17 protein-coding genes and 5 pseudogenes are annotated in these 17,611 nt (G+C 67.8%); 9 read left to right on the top strand and 13 right to left on the bottom strand.

Translation table 11 applies throughout. The features are described 5' to 3' along the window. Positions 1 to 108: 108 nt before the first annotated feature. Both RIF68_RS01365 and RIF68_RS01360 read right to left on the bottom strand, forming a co-directional pair. The gene (locus RIF68_RS01365) at positions 109 to 645 is read right to left on the bottom strand and encodes a GNAT family N-acetyltransferase (RefSeq protein ID WP_076681847.1); all 537 of its coding nucleotides are present in this window, start codon (positions 643 to 645) and stop codon (positions 109 to 111) included. Positions 646 to 794: 149 nt separating this feature from the next. Continuing rightward, positions 795 to 1,070, bottom strand: a pseudogene (locus RIF68_RS01360) (ATP-binding protein); the annotation flags it as partial. A 4-nt stretch (positions 1,071 to 1,074) separates the two neighbouring features. Between RIF68_RS01360 and RIF68_RS01355 the strand changes: the two are divergent. Further along, positions 1,075 to 1,407, top strand: coding sequence for a hypothetical protein (locus tag RIF68_RS01355; RefSeq protein ID WP_237283273.1), 333 nt, complete (start codon positions 1,075 to 1,077; stop codon positions 1,405 to 1,407). 51 nt (positions 1,408 to 1,458) lie between these two features. Next, positions 1,459 to 1,842, top strand: a complete 384-nt coding sequence (locus RIF68_RS01350; RefSeq protein WP_309049223.1) for a hypothetical protein — start codon at positions 1,459 to 1,461, stop codon at positions 1,840 to 1,842. 533 nt (positions 1,843 to 2,375) lie between these two features. On the opposite strand, the gene RIF68_RS01345 is transcribed toward RIF68_RS01350, so the two are convergent. The 5 genes and pseudogenes from RIF68_RS01345 to RIF68_RS01325 form a co-directional block, all read right to left on the bottom strand. Then, a complete protein-coding gene (locus RIF68_RS01345) occupies positions 2,376 to 2,783 on the bottom strand; it encodes an STAS domain-containing protein (protein ID WP_162933529.1) in 408 nt (135 codons plus the stop codon). 1,067 nt (positions 2,784 to 3,850) lie between these two features. Further along, a pseudogene (locus tag RIF68_RS01340) lies at positions 3,851 to 4,327 on the bottom strand (transposase); the annotation flags it as partial. Positions 4,328 to 4,414: 87 nt separating this feature from the next. Next, positions 4,415 to 5,332, bottom strand: coding sequence for a hypothetical protein (locus RIF68_RS01335; protein WP_309049222.1), 918 nt, complete (start codon positions 5,330 to 5,332; stop codon positions 4,415 to 4,417). A 406-nt stretch (positions 5,333 to 5,738) separates the two neighbouring features. Further along, positions 5,739 to 6,857, bottom strand: a complete 1,119-nt coding sequence (locus RIF68_RS01330) for a YncE family protein (protein ID WP_076681860.1) — start codon at positions 6,855 to 6,857, stop codon at positions 5,739 to 5,741. 195 nt (positions 6,858 to 7,052) lie between these two features. Beyond that, positions 7,053 to 7,941, bottom strand: a pseudogene (locus RIF68_RS01325) (IS481 family transposase). On the opposite strand from RIF68_RS01325, the pseudogene RIF68_RS36380 reads away from it, so the two are divergent. Further along, positions 7,916 to 8,008 (top strand): annotated as a pseudogene (locus RIF68_RS36380) (helicase associated domain-containing protein); the annotation flags it as partial. The pseudogenes RIF68_RS01325 and RIF68_RS36380 overlap by 26 nt on opposite strands. A gap of 212 nt (positions 8,009 to 8,220) precedes the next feature. Here RIF68_RS36380 and RIF68_RS01320 read toward each other — a convergent pair. Continuing rightward, positions 8,221 to 8,655, bottom strand: a complete 435-nt coding sequence (locus tag RIF68_RS01320) for a DUF6892 domain-containing protein (protein ID WP_076681863.1) — start codon at positions 8,653 to 8,655, stop codon at positions 8,221 to 8,223. Positions 8,656 to 8,854: 199 nt separating this feature from the next. Between RIF68_RS01320 and RIF68_RS01315 the strand changes: the two genes are divergently transcribed. Further along, on the top strand, positions 8,855 to 9,025 hold the full coding sequence (locus RIF68_RS01315) for a hypothetical protein (protein WP_162933530.1): 171 nt from the start codon (positions 8,855 to 8,857) through the stop codon (positions 9,023 to 9,025). Positions 9,026 to 9,413: 388 nt separating this feature from the next. Here the strand turns inward: RIF68_RS01315 and RIF68_RS01310 are convergent, their stop codons facing one another. Continuing rightward, a complete protein-coding gene (locus tag RIF68_RS01310) occupies positions 9,414 to 9,713 on the bottom strand; it encodes a DUF6342 family protein (protein WP_076681865.1) in 300 nt (99 codons plus the stop codon). A gap of 649 nt (positions 9,714 to 10,362) precedes the next feature. Here RIF68_RS01310 and RIF68_RS01305 point away from each other — a divergent pair. Beyond that, positions 10,363 to 10,680: a hypothetical protein gene (locus RIF68_RS01305; protein ID WP_309049221.1), complete on the top strand. Its 318-nt coding sequence runs from the start codon at positions 10,363 to 10,365 to the stop codon at positions 10,678 to 10,680. Between the two features lie 500 nt (positions 10,681 to 11,180). Here the strand turns inward: RIF68_RS01305 and RIF68_RS01300 are convergent, their stop codons facing one another. Together RIF68_RS01300 and RIF68_RS01295 are read right to left on the bottom strand one after the other, a co-directional pair. Further along, entirely contained in the window at positions 11,181 to 12,269 is a 1,089-nt protein-coding gene (locus RIF68_RS01300) for a hypothetical protein (protein WP_162933514.1), read from the bottom strand. Beyond that, a complete protein-coding gene (locus RIF68_RS01295; RefSeq protein ID WP_205576567.1) occupies positions 12,152 to 12,622 on the bottom strand; it encodes a replication-relaxation family protein in 471 nt (156 codons plus the stop codon). Before RIF68_RS01295 ends, RIF68_RS01300 begins: the two co-directional genes overlap by 118 nt. 36 nt (positions 12,623 to 12,658) lie before the next feature. On the opposite strand from RIF68_RS01295, the gene RIF68_RS01290 reads away from it, so the two are divergent. The 3 genes and pseudogenes from RIF68_RS01290 to RIF68_RS36375 form a co-directional block, all read left to right on the top strand. After that, complete coding sequence (locus RIF68_RS01290; protein ID WP_309049220.1) at positions 12,659 to 12,898, top strand: TnsA-like heteromeric transposase endonuclease subunit; 240 nt, start codon at positions 12,659 to 12,661, stop codon at positions 12,896 to 12,898. 945 nt (positions 12,899 to 13,843) lie between these two features. Beyond that, entirely contained in the window at positions 13,844 to 15,394 is a 1,551-nt protein-coding gene (locus tag RIF68_RS01285) for a hypothetical protein (RefSeq protein WP_076681886.1), read from the top strand. 287 nt (positions 15,395 to 15,681) lie between these two features. Then, positions 15,682 to 15,851: pseudogene (locus RIF68_RS36375) on the top strand (IS5/IS1182 family transposase); the annotation flags it as partial. 376 nt (positions 15,852 to 16,227) lie between these two features. Here RIF68_RS36375 and RIF68_RS01275 read toward each other — a convergent pair. Continuing rightward, positions 16,228 to 16,524, bottom strand: coding sequence for a lantibiotic dehydratase (locus RIF68_RS01275; protein WP_309049229.1), 297 nt, complete (start codon positions 16,522 to 16,524; stop codon positions 16,228 to 16,230). On the opposite strand from RIF68_RS01275, the gene RIF68_RS01270 reads away from it, so the two are divergent. Then, positions 16,486 to 16,761 (top strand): hypothetical protein, encoded by a 276-nt coding sequence (locus tag RIF68_RS01270; RefSeq protein WP_309049231.1) that lies wholly within the window; start codon positions 16,486 to 16,488, stop codon positions 16,759 to 16,761. The two genes, RIF68_RS01275 and RIF68_RS01270, sit on opposite strands and share 39 nt — an antisense overlap. 346 nt (positions 16,762 to 17,107) lie before the next feature. Here the strand turns inward: RIF68_RS01270 and RIF68_RS01265 are convergent, their stop codons facing one another. Further along, positions 17,108 to 17,485 carry an integrase core domain-containing protein gene (locus tag RIF68_RS01265; protein WP_375165658.1) on the bottom strand — a complete coding sequence of 126 codons (378 nt, stop codon included), beginning with the start codon at positions 17,483 to 17,485 and terminating at the stop codon, positions 17,108 to 17,110. Positions 17,486 to 17,611 lie beyond the last annotated feature (126 nt).

Below are 17,611 nucleotides of genomic sequence, written 5' to 3'. Positions count from 1 at the left end.
CAGCGCTTGTCGATCGCAGAGCCGGAGAATGTTGGTGAGAACTGACACCGGCGCGAGATGGGCGAGCCCTGTGTCGCCGCGCTGCGCGGCTCTTGCTGAAGGGGCCCGTCACATGGGGAGTGAGAACAGCCGTACCGGCCCTGATGACCACCGGGCATCGTCGCACAGGGGCGTCACCATGGTCCGCAGCGGCATGGTCACGAGGCGGCCTCCGGGTTGTTCGACGAGTACGTCCTTATCGAGCGGGTGCCATCCGAGGCGCTGGTAGAGCGACACGAGGGGAGGCCGGCAGAAGAGGAGTGCGTGTTGAGGACCCATCGTTCGGGCATGCTCCAGGGCAGCTGTGACGACAAGGCGAGCGAGGCCCTGACCTTGCATGCCGGGTGAGACGGCCACCCCGCCGACGCCCACCACCTCTGTCTCGGCGTCACCGATCGCAACAGGCAGTCGCAGCAGGCCGGCATGTGCCACGAGGCGGCCGTGGTGCCGGATGCCGAAGTGGTTTTCTTTCGGCATCCAGGTCAGACCGGTCCAGGCGACACCGAAGGGATCATCGCTGTTGCCGAGGATCTCCTCCTGGTCCGCCTTCGTGTACTGGGCGAGCCGCACCACAGTCGGTGCCACAGTGGATCGGTTCTCAGACATTCCCACATGATGATCTCTCCGTCGAGCACGGGCCAAGCAATTCCCCAGCCGATCTGTGCCGTCCAGAGCAGGGAGTTCAGGCCAAGTGGGCATGGTTCGCCTCCGAGGCCGGATCCCTTCCTCGGTGCCGTGATGATGGCCGCACCTGTTCAAGAAGGGCCACGTATGACGTCAGCCTGCGGTAGCTGCCCGTGAGGCGGCCCGGGCCTGGGTGAGGGCACCAGGCGGTAGGATTCGGCGCCGGTTTGGATGAGGTTGCCGCCGAAGGTGAGCCGGTCGACGATGGCCGCGCAGAGCCGGGGGCCGGTGAACGTTTTGGTCCAGCCGCTGAAACTTTCGTTCGAGGCGATGGCGACGCTGTTCTTCTCCTCACGCTCCGTCAGCACCTGGAACAGCAGCTCAGCGCCCCTGCGGTCCAGCTCCATTTGCGTGCACCCCATCCCGTCTGAGGATGCCACCAAGTGGCGCGTCGGCCAGCACTACTCGCACACCATCAACGCCGGAACCAGCGGCCCCGACGCGAAGGTGAAGACACCGCAGACCACCAGCCGGGACGAACTGCAGGGCGTGTGGGACCGCGATCCACAATGGACGCTCACCTACACCTCACCCGACAAGGGCGCCTTCGACCCGAAAGACGATCAGCGCGTGGACGCTCTGATCACGATGGATCTGAGCGTGGACTCCCCCACGCCACCCCCTATCCCGACGGAGTCGGCGCCTACCGCTCCAACGCGCGCTTCGACTACGCCGGGCAGATAGCGGGCAAACACAAAGGCGCCGCCTTCACCCGAGGCCCGCTTCCATCTGACGATGAGCAGGAAGGATCCCGAAGTCAAGGGGAGCGCCCTGCAGATCTATGACGCCCAAAAGCGCCCTGAACGGACCTTCCCTTCCTTCGTCGGCAAGAGTGTGCCCGGCGAGAAGAAGCCCCTGCACCGACTGGTCGACAAAGACAAGCAGGACGAGAACCGGGCCAAGTCCATCAGCGAGTGCAAGAAGGTCTGGGGCAACTACACCGGCAGCGGCCTGGAAAGCGATGAGTACCCCTGCGCCTCCACAAGGGAGGGTCCACCAAGGGCGACAACGGCTTCTCCGTCCGCCTCATCGATGGCAGGGACAACGGTGCAGGCGGGAAACGGATCAACAAGATGTACACACGGAATCGCTTTCTTGACGGCGACCCCTTCTACGTGAAGATCACCGACTAGCCGGGAAACGACATGCCGCTCCTGCACGAGTACACCTGCACGGCCACACCGGGCCGCCGCCTCCTGGAGTTGACGGAGCGGGGATCTCCTGGCCCCTCGTCGGGCCGGCGGAAGGCGCGACCAGAGCGTGTTCGGGGGCGTGGACTTCGGCCTCAGAGAGCTTGTTGATGCGGGCGCCGTGGTCGTGGAGCGCGATGGTCGAGGTCCCAGGTCGCGGGCACGTGCGGTATCGGGCTGGGTGCCGGAAGCCACGGAACGTCGCTGGCGATCTGGGCTGCCAGGTGCGGGCGGGTGAGACGCCGGACGACTTCGGCGCGTCGGAACGCTTCGCCACCAGCACGAGACCTTGTGCAGAGCGGCCTCGATCCTGTTCCTTCCTGTGGCTGCGAGCACAATCCCAAGGAAGGCGGGCACCCCTCCCCGGTGCACAAACCCCCGGGCGGGTAGTACGGCCAGCCCGCCCCCTAGCAGTACAACCCCGCCAGCGCAGGGCGAGACGGTGCAGGAGCAAGGTGTTCGCTATGCCCGTCGAGAGAGGTCCTCACCTGACCAGGGCTGGTCAGGTGGACGCCGGCCCGAACGAGGCACAGCCGTCTGCGAAGCCAGCAGGATGCGGGTGCCGGTCAGGTCGAGGATACGTTCCATCGCCGGGCTCATCGCGCTGATGACGAGAGTCTTGCCCTGCTGTGTGGCCTGCCGGTGCAGGCGCAGCAGGAGGTTGACTCCGGAGCAGTCGCTGAAGGTGACGGCGCCTAGGTCCAGGTCGAGGCCTGCTGCGGAGTGCAGGAGGACGTGGAAGAGGTCGGGCTGGAGGCGGGTGACGGAGTCGATGTCGAGTTCGCCGTACAGGATCCTGCGCGTTTGCTCCCCTGGCGTCGTGCCGGCGGCCTTGGACGTCCAGGGGGCAGCGGAATGAGCCAGGGGCATGCACATTGCTGGGCTCGCCGTATCCACCATGGCCGTCTCCTCCTGGTCCCGCGGCACCTGTCAGGGTGCTGCCCCGGAAGCACACGCGTCAACCAATGCACGAATCATCGTACGCATTTCGTGGCCTGCGGCCTGCAACGGCCACCGCCACGCCGCGACGGCTGCCTCGCGCCCTGGTCGTCCACACCGGTCGTAGGGCGCTCTGCGTGTCTCGCGCGGAACACCCCCCGAATGGACACGGCAGGAAGGGAATCGGGGAGGTGACGTGCAGATGGTGGTGACTGCCGACAGCCACCACCATCGCTCTGCGGCGCGAAACCCGCTGCCGCAGGGGCTGGGCGGCCGCCAGGCAGACGGCTCTTGACCGCCGCCTCCACGAGCCTCGCCGCACCAGCATCCCGCGACCGCAGACCTCGCCGCAGGGAAACGAGCGACTACCTGAGCCCGGACGGCCACCGCAGTCCACCGTCCTTGATCGTCACTCCGAGGCAGGCGGGCGGCCGGCAACCCGCTGCAAGTTGGTCCCGTAGAAGATTCGAGTGCCTAGACACGGCCCGGGGTGACTACGCACCGGACATCCTCGCGGCCGACAAGGCCACAGCAACAGCCCCGTCCTCGGGTACCTGCGACGGGGAATCCACTACACCGTCCCGCAGAAGACCGACAGCCAAGCCGCCCGAGGGGTCAGCCGCAGGTGCAGCCGGTCCCACGCCTGCGCGGTCGCTTTCCCGTCACGGCTTGCTTCGGCGCCTCAAGTTGCGGAATCGCCGAAGACGAACTCGCCACGTACTTGGGTGGCGGTGAACGCACACCGGCCTCCACCACTTCGCCGCCACTGCTAGCGACCGGTGCGCGCTCATCGGCGTGTTCGAGGTGGAGCCGAGAGCGGTGTGCTCCGACCTCGACGCGCGGGTGACGCGGCTGGGACGGCAGGGGCGGCACCCGCTGCCGCCGCTGCGCCGCACACCGCTTCCGTACCGATTCGCACCAGTATCCGACCTTCGCCGTGGATGCCCCCTACGCATCGCCTCTCATGATCTTTTCGGTGAGGGAGGCGAAGTCGAGCGCGCCGGATATATCACCGAACGGTGGGCCTGCACCTCGCCGGCGGTCAGGCCCTTCGCGGCCAGCGAGATGACCATCTCCTCGACGCCTGTCAGGCCCTTCTGCCGCTTCTTGACGATCTTCGGCTCGAAGGAGCCGTCGCGGTCGTGGGGCACGACGATCTCCACCGGGCCGACATCGGTCAGCACGGTCTTGGAACGTGTGCCCTTGCGGGAGTTGCCGTCATTCCTGCCCGCCGGATCGTGCTTGTCATAGCCGAAGTGGTCGGTGATCTCGCCCTCCAGGGCGGACTCCAGCAGTAACTTGGTCAGCTGCTGCAACAGACCGCCCTCGCCGCTCAGCTGCACTTCCTCGGCCCGGGCCCGGCTCACCAGCTCGTCGATCAGCTGGTCATCCACGGTCTTCGCCGACCCAACCGCCGCGGACTCGGCAGCATCCCGCTCGGCCACGTTCTCACTGGCCGTCGATGCATCCTCCATGATCGGGAGTTACACCGAACGGTTTACAGTCCCGAATCCTCTCCGTCCGCGAAGCCGCGCCAGAGGGGGGTGGCGTCCTCGCTGGACTCAGGTCAGTGGGGTGTTGGCCAGGACCCGGCGCAGGATGGCCCAAGAGAGGTCGGACTCGGTGGCGAAGGGGCTCTGCTCCTTGGACTCCTCGTCGATGTAGTTGAAGGCGTCACGGCTGTAGCTGTCACCGTCCTGGTCCTCGACGGCGGTCTGCTCCGGGTTGAGGTAGACGTGGAAGCTGGCGCCGAAGTCGGCGGAGGCGTTCATGTAGCCTGGGCCGGTGGTGCCGCCGCCACCGTCCATCGGGCAGTACACCCGGTGCACGGCGTAGTTGTCCCTGGACAGCCAGGCGCACTGGCCGGGGGTGAGGGTCAGCAGGCCGAGTTTGCGTGCGTCCCAGTCGAGGTGCTCGTAGACCATGACGTCGAGCTGGCCGGCGAGGCAGAAGACGATGCCGGTGGTGTGGCCGTGGGAGTGGATGGGCGAGTAGTGCTGGGCGGGCCAGATCTCCAGGACTACGGGTGAGCCGATGTCGCCCTTGGGGTGGTCGTCGGGGTGGAGGTGCCCGTGTTCGGCGGCCAGGTGGTCGTAGTCGCCCCGGCCGGTGCAGGCGACGCGGATGTACGGCGGGTGAGTCTTGTCGTGGTTGTACTTCTCCACCATGATCTGGCGCAGCAGTCCCACCTTCTCGCCGGGTGCGGTGGCGGGGGCGAGGTGTTTGCGCATCGCCTCGATCTCCCACGCCGACAGGCGCAGGTCCTCGGCCTTGCGCGCGAGGTCCATGACGGCCGGGGGGATCATCAGCTGGCGGGCGTACTCGTCGAAGGACGTGGCCTGCCCGATCACGAGGGACGGGGCGGCCTCGGCACCCCTGATACGCAGCTGCCGTTCTTCTTCTTTGGTGATGTGGAAGGGGTACTGTGCATCGCCGTATTCCGGTTGTCCGGCGGGCGTCTGGGCGGCGGTCAGGCTCATCAGTGGGGCCTCCTTTGTGTGTATGTGTGCCGCTGTGTGTATGGGTGCCGCGGCTCGGCGCGGCACCCATACACACAGCGCGCTGAGCTGGGGCTGGACTGGAGAGGCGGGTGTTCGGGGTTGACATACCGGTGTGGGTGTACTGGGGCGGCGCACTCCGTCCGGGCGGTGTGACGCAGGTGCGGGCACAGATGGCGGCTCGGGCACATGGTGGGGCAGCTTGCACCGGCTGCGACGCGATGCGCTCGGCAGCCCGTGGGTGATCTGGTGTCCGCGCTTACGGATCCGGTGGTGTTGACGCCGCTTCGGTGGCCGCCGGCCACTGCGAGGGGGCGGCTGCGCGCGAGTGAGGCGCCGCCCTGCGCAGTGGGTGCGCGCCTTGTGGGGAGGTGTCTCTGGTGTCGTGTCAGTGGCTGGGCAGACGGGTGGCCCTGAGGCCGTCGAGGGGGTATTCCTGGGGCAGGCGAGCCGGGTCGCCCGGCACGATGATCAGCACGGTGATGGGCCGGGACGTGCCGGCAGCGAGGAACTGGTCGCCCACCGAGTCCAGGTATGCCTTGCCATCCTGGGCGATGACCTCCACGCCGGATGCTTCGGCTTTCGCGGCCTTGACCGTCGGCAGGTCGAAGGAGATGCGGAACTTCCTGACGTCCTCCGCCGTGCCGCTGTCCTTGCCAATGGCGGTGAGCGTGAGGTCGAAGCTGTAGACCCGGCCCCGGGGCTCGCTGTTCTCCCATGTCCGGTTGAACTTCTTCGTCACGGTGATCTCGTCGTAACTGGGCGGGACGGGCAGAGGGGTGATGCTCCCGGCGCCGTTCATGATCTCCAAGTTGCCGACGGGCACCCTGCCCCGTCCGATGCGCTGCGAGTGGTCGGGGATCGTCTCCGTGGTCAGGTCGAGGTGGTTGACGTTGCCGGCGGAGTCGACGGCGTAGAAGTTGCCGTCCTGGTCGAAGAAGGTGGCCGAGTATGCCTTGCGGGAGCCTGCCGCGGTGCTGGCTTGCGCGGGCGGGAAGACACCCTGCTTGAGGACGGTCTTCATGGGCTGGCGGCTCGGGTCGATGAGCAGCAGGTCGCCGTTGTCGCCCTCCACTGAGTACAGTCGCCCGTTCGTGGGGTGGTAGGCGAAGTCGTCCCACCGGCCGCCTCCCGGTGCGTTGCGGGGGGTGGCCTTGCCGACTGCCACGTCGATGGCGTAGCTGGGTGTGCCGGGGTTGCTGACGGCGAAAAGAGTCTTGCCGTCGGGATCCATGTCGCCGTCGAACCAGGGCCCGTCGGGCAGCCCGTCGATGACGTGTTCCTTCAGAGTGCCGGCCGCCACGTCGATGGTGATGAGCTTGTTGCGACTCACCGCCAGCAGCAGGGGCTCGGTGTCGTCGCCGCGGTACTGCGCCCCCATGGCGGTGTAGCCGGCCTCGTAGGGCCGCACGTTCTCGACGACACGGGTGTCACCGTCGATGGGGTCGAAGCGGTAGATCCGGGTGCGGGTCCGGCCGACGGCGAGATACACCTTGCGGTGAGCCATGTAACCAAGCGTCCTTCCATGTGACTTCGGAACGCTTCAAGGACTGCCCCTGATTCACACGGGCAAGCACGCTAGGTATTCGTTCGAATACAACAAGCCACAACGGTCAGCAGCGGGAGCACCATTGGTAAGAGCGATGCTGCGTCTGGTCAACCAGGGGTACCGGGTGGGCGTCTTCCTCAAGGACCGCGCGGGCTAGCTGTATTGCCCTGTGAGGTTGGGGACGCGACTGGCGGGTGGTTTGCCTGCGAGCGGGATGTCTCCACGGTGGTGATTGTAGGTGTGCAGCCAGTGCGGGAAGGCGTCGCGTCGTTCCTGCTCTGACTGGTAGGGGCGGGTGTAGGCCGATTCGTCGAGCAGGGCGCGGTTGAGGCGTTCGACCCTGCCGTTGGTCTGGGGCCGGTAGGGCCGGGTCCGCTTGTGAGTGATCCCGGCCGCTGCCAGGACATCGCGCCAGGTGCGGGAGCGATGGCAGCTGCCGTTGTCCGTCAGGACGCGTTCGATGGTGATGCCCGCGTCGGTGAAGTAGGCGTGGGCCCGCTGCCAGAAGCCGGTCGCTGTGTCCCTCTTCTCCTTCTCGTCGGTGTGGATCTCGCTGTAGGCGCGGCGGGAGTGGTCCTCGACGGCGGTGTGGATGTAGCTGTAGCCGGCGTTGTTGCGGGTCTTGCGGCCCGCCTGGCGGCCCAGGGCTTTGTGTCCGCCGCCGTCGGGGGATGTTGCCGAGTTTCTTGATGTCCACATGCACGAGTTCGCCGGGCCGTTCGCGTTCGTAGCGGGCCGGCCGGTAGCGGGTCAGTACTCGGTGAACGGTGGAGGGCACCAGGCCGAGCAGGTGTGCGATGCGGGCCGGTCCCCATCTGCGCAGGACCCGGACCTTGATGATCCGGCGTTCGGTGCGGGTCGGTGTCCGGCGCGGGCTTGTGGGCGGGCGGGAGGAACGGTCGGACATCCCGGCTTCGCCGAACTGCCGGTAGCGCTTGGCCGTGGTGGGTGAGACCTGGAAGCGTTCGGCGGCCCGCCGCAGCCGCCAGCGGTCCTCGACCACGCAGCGGGCCACTGGGGCCTGGATCGGGAACCAGCGCAGCCGAACCGCGACACTGTCCCCAGAGCGGATGGAGCAGTTGTCCGCGATCGGGACGCGGTGGTCGTAACAGGCATGGCATAGCGCCCTTCCCGACCGCACGACGCGCGTCCGGCCACGCGGCTCACTTCAAGGCCGTGGCGGGGCCCCGCAGATCCACCAGGTTCTGCACATTCGTGTCCAGGCACCGATCTTCAGCAGCATGACGAAGTCAGGCTCCCGCGGAGTAGCGGGGCTGGGCTGGGCTTCGAGATTCATTCAGCGCTGCCGAAGTGACAGGGCTCATTCGGTGTCGATGCCGCGCGCGGCGAAGATCTTGGCCGCGTTCGGCACGGCCAGAACGCCGTCCTCTACGAAGGTGACCTCCTGTAGGTTGGGCAGCAGGGCGAGGTCGTCGAGCGAGCGAACGTCGAACAGGTCGTCCTCGCCGTCCCAGGCGGGAGCGCAGTGCCGGAAGACTTCCGCCCCGGCGTCGAAGCACAGTTTTTCGACGTCGGCGAGCAGCTCCGCCGGGATCTCCAGGGCCTCGAAATGGGCCCGGGACTCGGGCAGCACCTCGGTGTGGAAGCTGTTCTCCAGGACATGGGACGCGGGGTCGCCGATCCCCTGTTCGGCCAGCCGAGCGGGCAGGTCGTAGACCGGGAGGAGCGGCTCGGGGCAGTACATGAGCTCCTCGATGACGAGCAGCTTGAGGTTGAAGTCGCGGAACTGGTTCATGGGAGATGAGTACCACGGCGTTAAGACACTGGGCCCCTGCACCCGCTGTCCCTCGGACGCCGGGGTGGTGGCCGGGGATTGCACCTGGAGCTCCGAGAGCCGCCCCGGACACTTCTGGCGGGCGTTTCAAGGACGGTTGCTTCACCGGCGTCCGCGACGTCGCCCTCTACCTCTGCGCGTCGCCGATACCAGCGCCCGGATGCAGCACGGGCGCGCCGCCTCCAGCGCCATGCTGCTCGTCCACCTCCAGCAACCCGCCTCCCCCACCCCGCAGGAGACTCCGGTAAAAGATCCCGTCCCGGCCCCGGTCTCGGTGCCGCCGCTGGAGGCGAAGGACATCCTGGCGGCCGTAGAACGCGGACGGCGGTGACTTCCTGGACGTCGCTCTGAGCGCGGCACGTCGCCGAGAAACGCGAGGGGTACATCGAGCGCCTGGAGGCGTTCGTGGTGCAGCACCGCGCCCGCCTGGAGGGGATGGGGACGCACGGGCCGGGCAGCAGGCCCGCCTCGCACGGCCGGTACACGCTGATCGGACAGTCCGAGACCTGGTCATCCTGGAGCGGATGGAGACCAACCCGTTCGGTCTGCGCAGCCAGCGGACCGCTCTCAACTGAGTGACTCCGTCGTGTCCGCCGACCCCCGTGCACGGGGGTCGGCGGGGCCGGCTCCTCGAAGCCGTACCCCTCAAGCGCGAGCAGGCCGGACTGCACGGCATCACCGCCGTGCTGCCCGGCCGTTGCGCGCCGTCGGAACGAAAACTAGAACTGCAGGTTCTTCTGGTCCGTGAGGAGCTTCCCGGCGATGCTCAGGTTGCCGTTGGAATCGAGCACGGCGATGACCTTCTTCGTGCTGCCGTAGTGCGTGGTGAAGTAGACCTTGTCCGCTTCCTGCGAGCTGGAGAAGTCCGAGTTCAGCTCGATCTCGACGCTGTGCGGCGAGGTGATCGCCACGTCCTTCTTCGGTGAGCCGGGGTAGGCCCGGTTCGGCACCAGCTTGACGCGGCCGTGGGTCTCGCCCTCGTCCCAGTCGGTCGCAAGTCCGAGATCGACGTCAGGCATGTGGATTTCCCCCTCCAGTTCGGTAGGGCGCTCCCCTCGCACCGGCTGTTGCACATGGCCGTCCAGCCTGACAGGAAACATCCCTTGAGCAGCTAAAACACCGGACAGGGGATATGGAACAACCCGTCCGCTTGAGGAGCCTATGCGGGAGAAGTGTGCGAAGGAGACCGTTCCGCAGACAGTGACCACATCTGATCACAACGACCTGAACCGCCCTCTTGAAACCAGAGTCACGGTTGTGCCATCGGGAGACCGCTTCAAATGCGGGAAGAGCAGGGCCGCCCACTCCGTCCGGTTGTTCCGAAGCGCGCTGTATAGCGAGGACACGCACGTGGGACGCGGGACGTCCAGTGACGTCCTGGCCGTGCTCGCGCTCGGCAAGGCCGTCCCCCCGCGACGTCGAGAACGGGCGGGCCGCCTTATCCGGGAGCTCGGCGTTCCCAAGCTGGGCGCGGGCCGGGCAAGGCCGATGACGGTCACGCTGATCTGTCTCATCGAAGGTGGGCTGCAGGCGCGCGACTAGGGTCCGTCTTCAAAAACCATCTAGTTGGTGGATCATGGTGGGGCGATACGCCGCCATGAACTCACCGACCGGGAGTGGGAGTTGCTCGCTCCACTCATACCGCGGGCCGCGACAGGCCGTCCGCGAGTGGAGGACCGGCAGGTCATCCTGATGATGACCGTCGTCGTCAGCGCGGCCGCCGCGCTCGCGACCGGCTATCTGCTCGGACAGCTGCGCCCCTGGCAGCGTGCGGGCGACTGGGCGGCCGACCAGGTCCGCCACTCCACCGGGGCGTGGGTCCAGGGCGGCGCAGGGCGGCAGGCCGTCGTCGTCCTGGTCCACGTCGTCACCGCGCCGCGCACCAGCTGGCGCATCATGCGCGCCCCGGCCACCACCACAGAGCCGACGGCGCCCGTACGCGATCCGGACTGGGTCGCCAACCGCTCCCGGCAGGAGCGCGAGTAGACGGAAGGTCACCGACTCCCTTACTGGCAATCGACACGCTAGACCCCTTTCGACAGAGCAAGGCCCGGACCCGCGTCCGGGCCTTCGTCGTGCCCCGGGGATCTTTCTTCCCGGCCGCTGCTGTCCGGGTCCCGGCTTCCGGCTCCAGGGAGTGAAGAAGCCGTGCCCAAGGAGGACGAGACGCAAGCACCTGAGCCCTGTCACTGTCCCGCCCGCCCTGTCGAACTCACGCCGGAGGCAGTACCGATGTTCACCCGCCAGACGCCCGGGGCAACATCCGCGCCGATCGCCGCTACGCGGAACACCCCCCGGGCCGGGCCGAAACCCCACAGGGACGCTCTCAGGCAGAGAGCCGCAGCAGGACCGCCGACCGCGAGGCGCGCACCACCCTCACGCGGACGACACCACCACAGGTGGCCGCTGTCCTCGATCCCCCTGCTCAAGGGAGCAGCATCATGACCCGGGACAACGTTCCCGCGCCCGTCCAGCCGCCTGACCCCTCAGCAGCCCGCCGTGGGTGCCGGTTTGACCGCCGCGATAGGCCAGGATGCCGCCCGTGCCATCACCGACCGGCTGGTGGACAAATACCCGCCCGACTGGCTCAGAGCCCTGTGGCACGCGCTACCACGACCCTGGGAGTAGCCGCCACGGCCGGGCAGGACGGACCTGCCCGGCCGTGGTCTCCGTCCGGACTTGAGCCGCGGAAGCGGGGAGAGCCAGGTGCCGCCGGCCTTCTGTTCTGGCACGGCCTGGCCCCGCCCTTCGTGCCGGGGCTCGTCCGCCCAGACTTGCTGGACGTCGGTGACGTACGGCTGGTCGCAGTACCTGCACAGCGTCGGGCGGACCTCCATGAGAAGGCTGCCCCAGCCGGTGCGCTCCACCGCCTGCCACCGCTCGTCGGTACACGCCGCTCTCCATTCGGTGCAGCGCGGACGACGGGGGTAGCACATGAACTCCCGACGCTCCGCCCATCCAGGGAGCGGCTCCTGGTACTCCTCCTGCCTGCTGGACGTGGGGACTGCGCTCGCGAGGGCGGCGGCCTTGTGTTGGCAGCCGTCGCACAGGTGCGGGTGGGAGTCCTTCGGGGTGCCCCGGTCCGTCGCCTGAGCCGTCCTCCACCATTCGTCGGTGAACTTCGCCCCGCAGCCGGCGCACACGGGACGGCGCGCCTCCCGTTCGGCTGCCTGCTTCGCCGCCTGCTCCTGCGTCGCGCGCTCCACCTTTGCCTGGTACTCCTTTTGAGCACGCGCGGTCTCTTTCCGGGCGCGAGCTTCGGCGGCCTCACGGCGGGGGTTGCCGACCGCCTCCCACAGAGGCTCCATGCGGTCGCGGCCAAAGGGGAGGAACACCGGCCCGGTCGGGCCGTGCTCGCTGAGGTTCCTCAATCCGGTCGCGATGATCGGGATACATCCGTCGTAGACGTCGAAGCCCTTCCGCCGCTGCCCCTGCCACAGGTGACGGGTCACCTCCATCAGGCACGGGAAGGTGCGGTTGGGGTTGCGCTCGCCGATCCGGTTGAACACCAGCAGCAGGGGCGGGACGTCGCGTCGGCGGCCCAGGTGGCCGGAGCGCTCCAGCGGGTGCGCCACATCGGGCGCTCACGGCCGTCGGTGTCCTTCCCCTTCCGCCGGAAGAAGCGGCCGTACTTCTCCAGCTTGGCGGCGATCTGCTCCGCGGTCTCGTGGCAGTTGTCGACCTCGGTGAACAGCAGCGGCGCCCGGTCCTGCGGGGCTGTCAGAACAAGGTCGGCCTGGGCGCCGCCCCTGCCCGGCGTGTTCCACGTGCCGGTCGCGGGCAGAGGGACCTCGGTCCAGTACGAGGCGATCGTTCCGATCCCGTCCGGTCCGTCGGCGGCGGCCTGGACATACGGCGGGTCGACGGCGACCCTGGCCATGTTCGGCTTCGGGCGCAGCAGTGCGATCACCGTCTCGTTGACGGCCATCGGGTGTGAGGCGCCCCCCTGCCGGAGGTCCGGGCGGTGCCGTTCGAGCACGCCCCTTCCGTACGCGCCTTCGCGTCGTACCGCCGGGAGCACAACCTGCCGGGCTTGTGGTGGTCGGCGACGACGGTCGGGCATGTCGGGTACGACTCCTGGTTGGAGCGCGACCACGTCATGCTGCTGGACTTCGACCCGGCGGTGGTGGGCATCTCCTCGCAGCCGTTCTGGTTGTTCTGGTCAGCGGCGAAAGGGCGGGCGGTCTCGCACACGCCGGACTAGTTCGCCCGTCGCGACGACGGGACGGCCGTGGTCGTCGACTGCCGCCCGGCCATGCACCCTGAAGGGCTGGCGCCTGCTACGGAAACCCCCGCTGTGGCACCAACCGGATCACCGACATCATGAAGGCCGTCCTGGTCCTCCACCACGTCTCAGCCTGATGAGGTTGGAAGAGGCTAACTGCCGCTCCACGCCCGCCAAGCCTCCAGCCCTTCTTCAGGAACTCCGTCTCATAGACGATCAGTATGCCATCGTGAGCGCCGAGGTTTTCGAAGACGTAGGCGCGAACGACGGCGCGAACTTCATCGGCATGCCTGCGGGCGCATCGCAGCAGCTACTGCGTCAGGCCAGCCCGTTGAGGACCCTCGTGCGCTCATTCGTCCCACCCCGTATCCACAACTCCCCAGGCCGTCGGCCCTGCATGGACATCAAATCAGATCGGTGAAGTGCGACTGTCATACTAGACATTTAAATTATTCACTCTAACGGTGTAACGCCTGACAGATCACGGGATAGTACATTAAGCACAGCGACAAAAATGACAGGTGACTGATCGTCGGGTATCCCAATGCCCGGAGCGTTCGACGCAGTTCGCCCAGCACCGGTAGCAGTAGCAGTAGCAGAATCACGACGAGGGGCCGGCACGGCTCCTTCTTGTCCCACACACGGACATGACCGGCTGCTGCGGGAACACCTAGCTGGATGACGATCGACGTCATGTCAGCCACGACCGGGCCAGCAGCCCACCAGAGGGTTTTCGACCTACTCCTCGGTTACGCAGCCGGCTCAGATCCGCCGGTATCCCTCATTACGGCTTTCACAGCTCAACCTTCATCCGTTCCGGGCCGACGAGCCGGCACACCACCTTCCCCTGTCCCGACCGCGTCACAACGGCAAGGCGCACACCCCCTCACCGCCACCGCCCCACCTCACACCAGGAGTTGGCCCATGAACGGATGCGGCTGCGGGCAGTCTCCCATCACCATCAGCGACTGCCAGCCCCCCAAGCCAGCCTGTCCCCCCGCTATCAGCGACTGCCAGCCCTCCAGGCCGGCCTGTTCCCCTGTTGCCTGTCCCGGCTCCAAGCCATGCGAGCACTGCGAGACGACCCCGCTGCGCGACTCCGCGGCGTACCGGGTCACAGCTACTGCGACCAGCACCGACCCGACGCCGTACTACACCATCGCCAACACTCGTGCCGCCCTGGACCCTGTCGTTGCCCAGACCATTCTGAACAGCGGCACGGGCACGTTCCCGGCCGACGACGGGACGCACAACGGCCAGCACACCTGGCTTGCCGGTGTCGTGCACATCGACCCCGCGTCCCTGCGCGGCAAACCCACCAGCGTCACGATCGGCGCCTCGGTCCATGTCCACAACGACGGCAGGAACACAGCCTGCCAGCTCTACGGCCGCTTCGCCCTGTGGAACGGCACGACCCCGATCCGCACCGATCTTCTGGGACCACCCGATCTGCCGGCGGGCGGTGACGGCAACGGCGTCATCCCACCGACCACCGTGCCTCTCGCGGACGTCCTCGCGGGAAAGGTCGTCGTCGAGCTCAACCTGGAAACGGGCAACGACGACACCTGCCACGTCGGCCCCAAGCAGTGGACCGTCGACAGCTTCGTCCTCACCGTCCAGGCATCCACCCCGGGCTGCGGCAGGCTGTTCTTCCGTACGACCTGCCGTAACTGTGAGGGCGCAGTCACCTGCACGACCGACACCCTCGACGGCTCGACCCCCTACGCTCCGGTCCCGCCGGTCGTTCCGGTCCCCTCCTGCCAGGACGGATGCGCCACCGCCTGCCCTCCGTGCGTCTCCACCGACCGGGGCAACGCCCTCACCCGGGGGAGCGACGGGTGTCTGTACGCGCCCGACACGCCTGCTCTGGACCCCTCCCCGTGCAATGCCGCACGGAACACGACCGGTGGACTGCTCGTGCCGCGGATCGACCTGACGGGCATCGCTCCCGGCGGTAACATCAGCATCCAACGGTCGGTGGACATCGACGTCACCGGGGCGCCCGGCTGCCCCGAAAGGTGGAAGGTCGGCGCCCGACTCACCCCGGTGAGCGCGTTCCTCAACTCCGAGCGGCAGCACGCCAACCTCCTGGCCCGGGCCGGTAACGACGTGCCGATCCCCGAGTCCGACATCGTGCTCCCGGAAGCCGGGGTCTACCACATCGACAGCGATGTACGCTACGCGCTCGGCTCTGCCACCGGTGGCAGCGGCTACATCGTCGGCTGGCTCAGGGACGAAACCACAAACACCCTCCTGACGAGCTACACCCAGATCGCGGCGATCAACGCAGAGAGGCAGGAGCAGCAAGGCGGGACCACACACATCATGACCGAGTACACGCTCGCCTCCGGCCCCCGGACGGTCCGCCTGCACCTGATGTTCGTCCTCACCGGCGGCAAGATCACCAACGCCGAGGCCGGTGGCACCGACAGCAACGGCGCAACCCGGATGCGCTTCCTCAAGGTCAGGGATTAGGGCATCGCTTCGTCAGGGGAAACGCAAACACGGCCTGCCAGCCGCCTCAACCGTGGCAAGGCCGTGTGAAAGACCGACCGTGGCAGGGGGTGGCCTGCTTGCTGGACAACGAGCTGCCGCCCCCGCCATGGCGAAGACACAGCGCGCTCGGCGAGCCGCACGTCCCCGCCGCTTCGAGCAGCGGCGTCCGCAGCCGACTCAGTGAGCGCTGAGGGCCGTGCGTGGGATGCATCACGGCAAGGCGTGGTCCTCGTCTCAGTCGATGCTCATCATGGCCACGGATAGTCATGAACGTCCAGGTCGTCGCACGTCCGGACGGCACCCCTTCGTGGTTCTCCCGCGCGACGCCGGGCCGCGCGCACGACCTGACCTCGGCCCGGGCTGTGAAGGGGTGGTCATGGCATGCCCTCTCTCCTGTGTCCTGGTCGGGTCGCCAGGGGCGTTAGCGTCGGCGGGGCGCGGTTCTCAGATCGGAATATTGGCCGAGGACGGCCTCCCGCGCCGCAAGGGACCAGGCAGCTTGTTGGCGGAGGGTGAAGCCCATTCGGTTCCAGTGGAGCGTGGCCGACCCGCCATCCGGGAAGTGACTCGGAAGAGGTCGTACTCGGCGAACGTCGCCCGGCGGCCCGCATCGATGCGTGCGTGCGCCGGCGGCGAGGCGCTGCTGAGTGTGCGAGGCCACAACGCCGTCGAGGGTGTGCAGTGCGCCGACGTACCGGTCGGTGCCGTCGGCAGCCAGGTGCAGGACGAAGGTTATCGCAGGGGCCCCGAGGCAGAGGGTGGCGTCCGCGCCGTCTGTTAACGGGCCCGTCCCGGCGAGGATGCGGTGAACGTCACGCCAGTTCGCCGAGCTCACACACCGGTGCGACGGTGCCCATGCTGTAGCGCTCCAGGAAGCGGGTGAGGCAGTCACGCCATGCCGGAGAGCCGTTCGGGTACGGCGTGATACGGCTGGTCGCGTCCAGGGCGCGACTCGCCTCATCGGCGACGTGACGGGGCAGGACGACCTTGCAGTCCGGCCGCGGATGGGCTGCAAGGTTGCATTCGGTGACCCCGGTGAGCTGGTTCATCGCCGTGGTCGCCCGCACAGGGTGAGTGCGCTGCTCGTCGGGATGATCGTGCGGCGTCACATGCTCGCCCACGACCTGGACAGCCCCGACTACCGGGCCGCTGGCCTCGTGGCCGACCGGGTGGACCGCGGATGGCAGGTCTACGCGCCGGTCACCGACGGCCAGTTCAGGATCGGACGTGGTCTCTTCTACGTCGCCGACGACGAGGTCCTCGAACTTACGGACACCCAGAGCTCGTACCCGCAGCAGTACGCGGAGGAATTCGCGGCCCGGCACCGCGCGCGCTGGGGGCTGTGAGCAGGTCAGGTCCGCGGTTATGCCAGCTCCCGGTCGAGCGTCTGTTGACAGACGTGATCGCCGGCCGAGACCGTAGACGAAGCGCAGCTGGCCGGACTGGTTCCGGCGGCGCAGGATGCCCCTTTGATCGGCCGGGGTGACAAGACTGCGCAGGCCCAGGTGACCAAAGGTCCGTCGTAGGCGTGGTCGGCCCATACGATGGTGACCTCTGACCGCCGCCCAGGGTGCGGGCCGGGTCCTGCTGGCAGGTGGAGCACCCCCAGCAGTGTCTCGCCCCCGCTGCGTGTGTGCAGCGGAAGGGTGGCGGCCGGTGGGGGACTTCCACCTTGATCGTGGACACCGGTTGTCATGCGGTGATGGCCAGCGTAATTGATCTCTGTTCGAAGGCGACCGGTGCGAGGTAGCCGATCGTGGAGTGCCCGCGCCGGTGGTTGTCGAAGCCGAGCCAGCGGAAGACGGCGAGCCGGACGGCTCTTGCGGTCGGCCAGCCGTGCCGGCCGGGCAGGATCTCCCGTTTGAGTGAGGCGAGGAACCACTCCGCGGCGGCGTTGTCCGCGGAGGTGCCGACCGCTCCCATGGACCGGCGGATTCCGGCGCGGCAGCGGGCGTCGGCGAACGCCTTCGACCCGTACTGAGCCCCGTGATGGCTGTGGGGAAATGACGCCGTCCACCTGTCCGCCGCGGGTGCGGATGGCCGCGCGGTCCGCGCTGGGAGGCCAGGCACGCCCGGGTAGTGGAGTACAGCCCCGCGAGATCGGCGCTGACCGCATGGCCGTCGAGCCGGGGGGCGACCGCCTCGGTGAGCGCGACCGCACTACCGGGCCCTGCTGATGCAGGTCGACGCCGGCGT

The sequence above is a fragment of the Streptomyces sp. genome (genome assembly GCF_031178505.1).
GTDB lineage: Bacteria > Actinomycetota > Actinomycetes > Streptomycetales > Streptomycetaceae > Streptomyces > Streptomyces gulbargensis.
Note: the sequence above shows the minus strand (reverse complement) of the source record. Positions and strands in the feature narration are given on the sequence as shown.

What these genes read in the sequence shown, in the direction of transcription:
- RIF68_RS01365 (WP_076681847.1), bottom strand. Translation starts at nt 645, where the DNA reads ATGTCTGAGAACCGATCCACTGTGGCACCGACTGTGGTGCGGCTCGCC.
- RIF68_RS01350 (WP_309049223.1), top strand. Translation starts at nt 1,459, where the DNA reads ATGAGCAGGAAGGATCCCGAAGTCAAGGGGAGCGCCCTGCAGATCTAT.
- RIF68_RS01345 (WP_162933529.1), bottom strand. Translation starts at nt 2,783, where the DNA reads ATGCCCCTGGCTCATTCCGCTGCCCCCTGGACGTCCAAGGCCGCCGGC.
- RIF68_RS01335 (WP_309049222.1), bottom strand. Translation starts at nt 5,332, where the DNA reads ATGAGCCTGACCGCCGCCCAGACGCCCGCCGGACAACCGGAATACGGC.
- RIF68_RS01330 (WP_076681860.1), bottom strand. Translation starts at nt 6,857, where the DNA reads ATGGCTCACCGCAAGGTGTATCTCGCCGTCGGCCGGACCCGCACCCGG.
- RIF68_RS01320 (WP_076681863.1), bottom strand. Translation starts at nt 8,655, where the DNA reads ATGAACCAGTTCCGCGACTTCAACCTCAAGCTGCTCGTCATCGAGGAG.
- RIF68_RS01315 (WP_162933530.1), top strand. Translation starts at nt 8,855, where the DNA reads ATGCAGCACGGGCGCGCCGCCTCCAGCGCCATGCTGCTCGTCCACCTC.
- RIF68_RS01310 (WP_076681865.1), bottom strand. Translation starts at nt 9,713, where the DNA reads ATGCCTGACGTCGATCTCGGACTTGCGACCGACTGGGACGAGGGCGAG.
- RIF68_RS01295 (WP_205576567.1), bottom strand. Translation starts at nt 12,622, where the DNA reads ATGGCCGTCAACGAGACGGTGATCGCACTGCTGCGCCCGAAGCCGAAC.
- RIF68_RS01285 (WP_076681886.1), top strand. Translation starts at nt 13,844, where the DNA reads ATGAACGGATGCGGCTGCGGGCAGTCTCCCATCACCATCAGCGACTGC.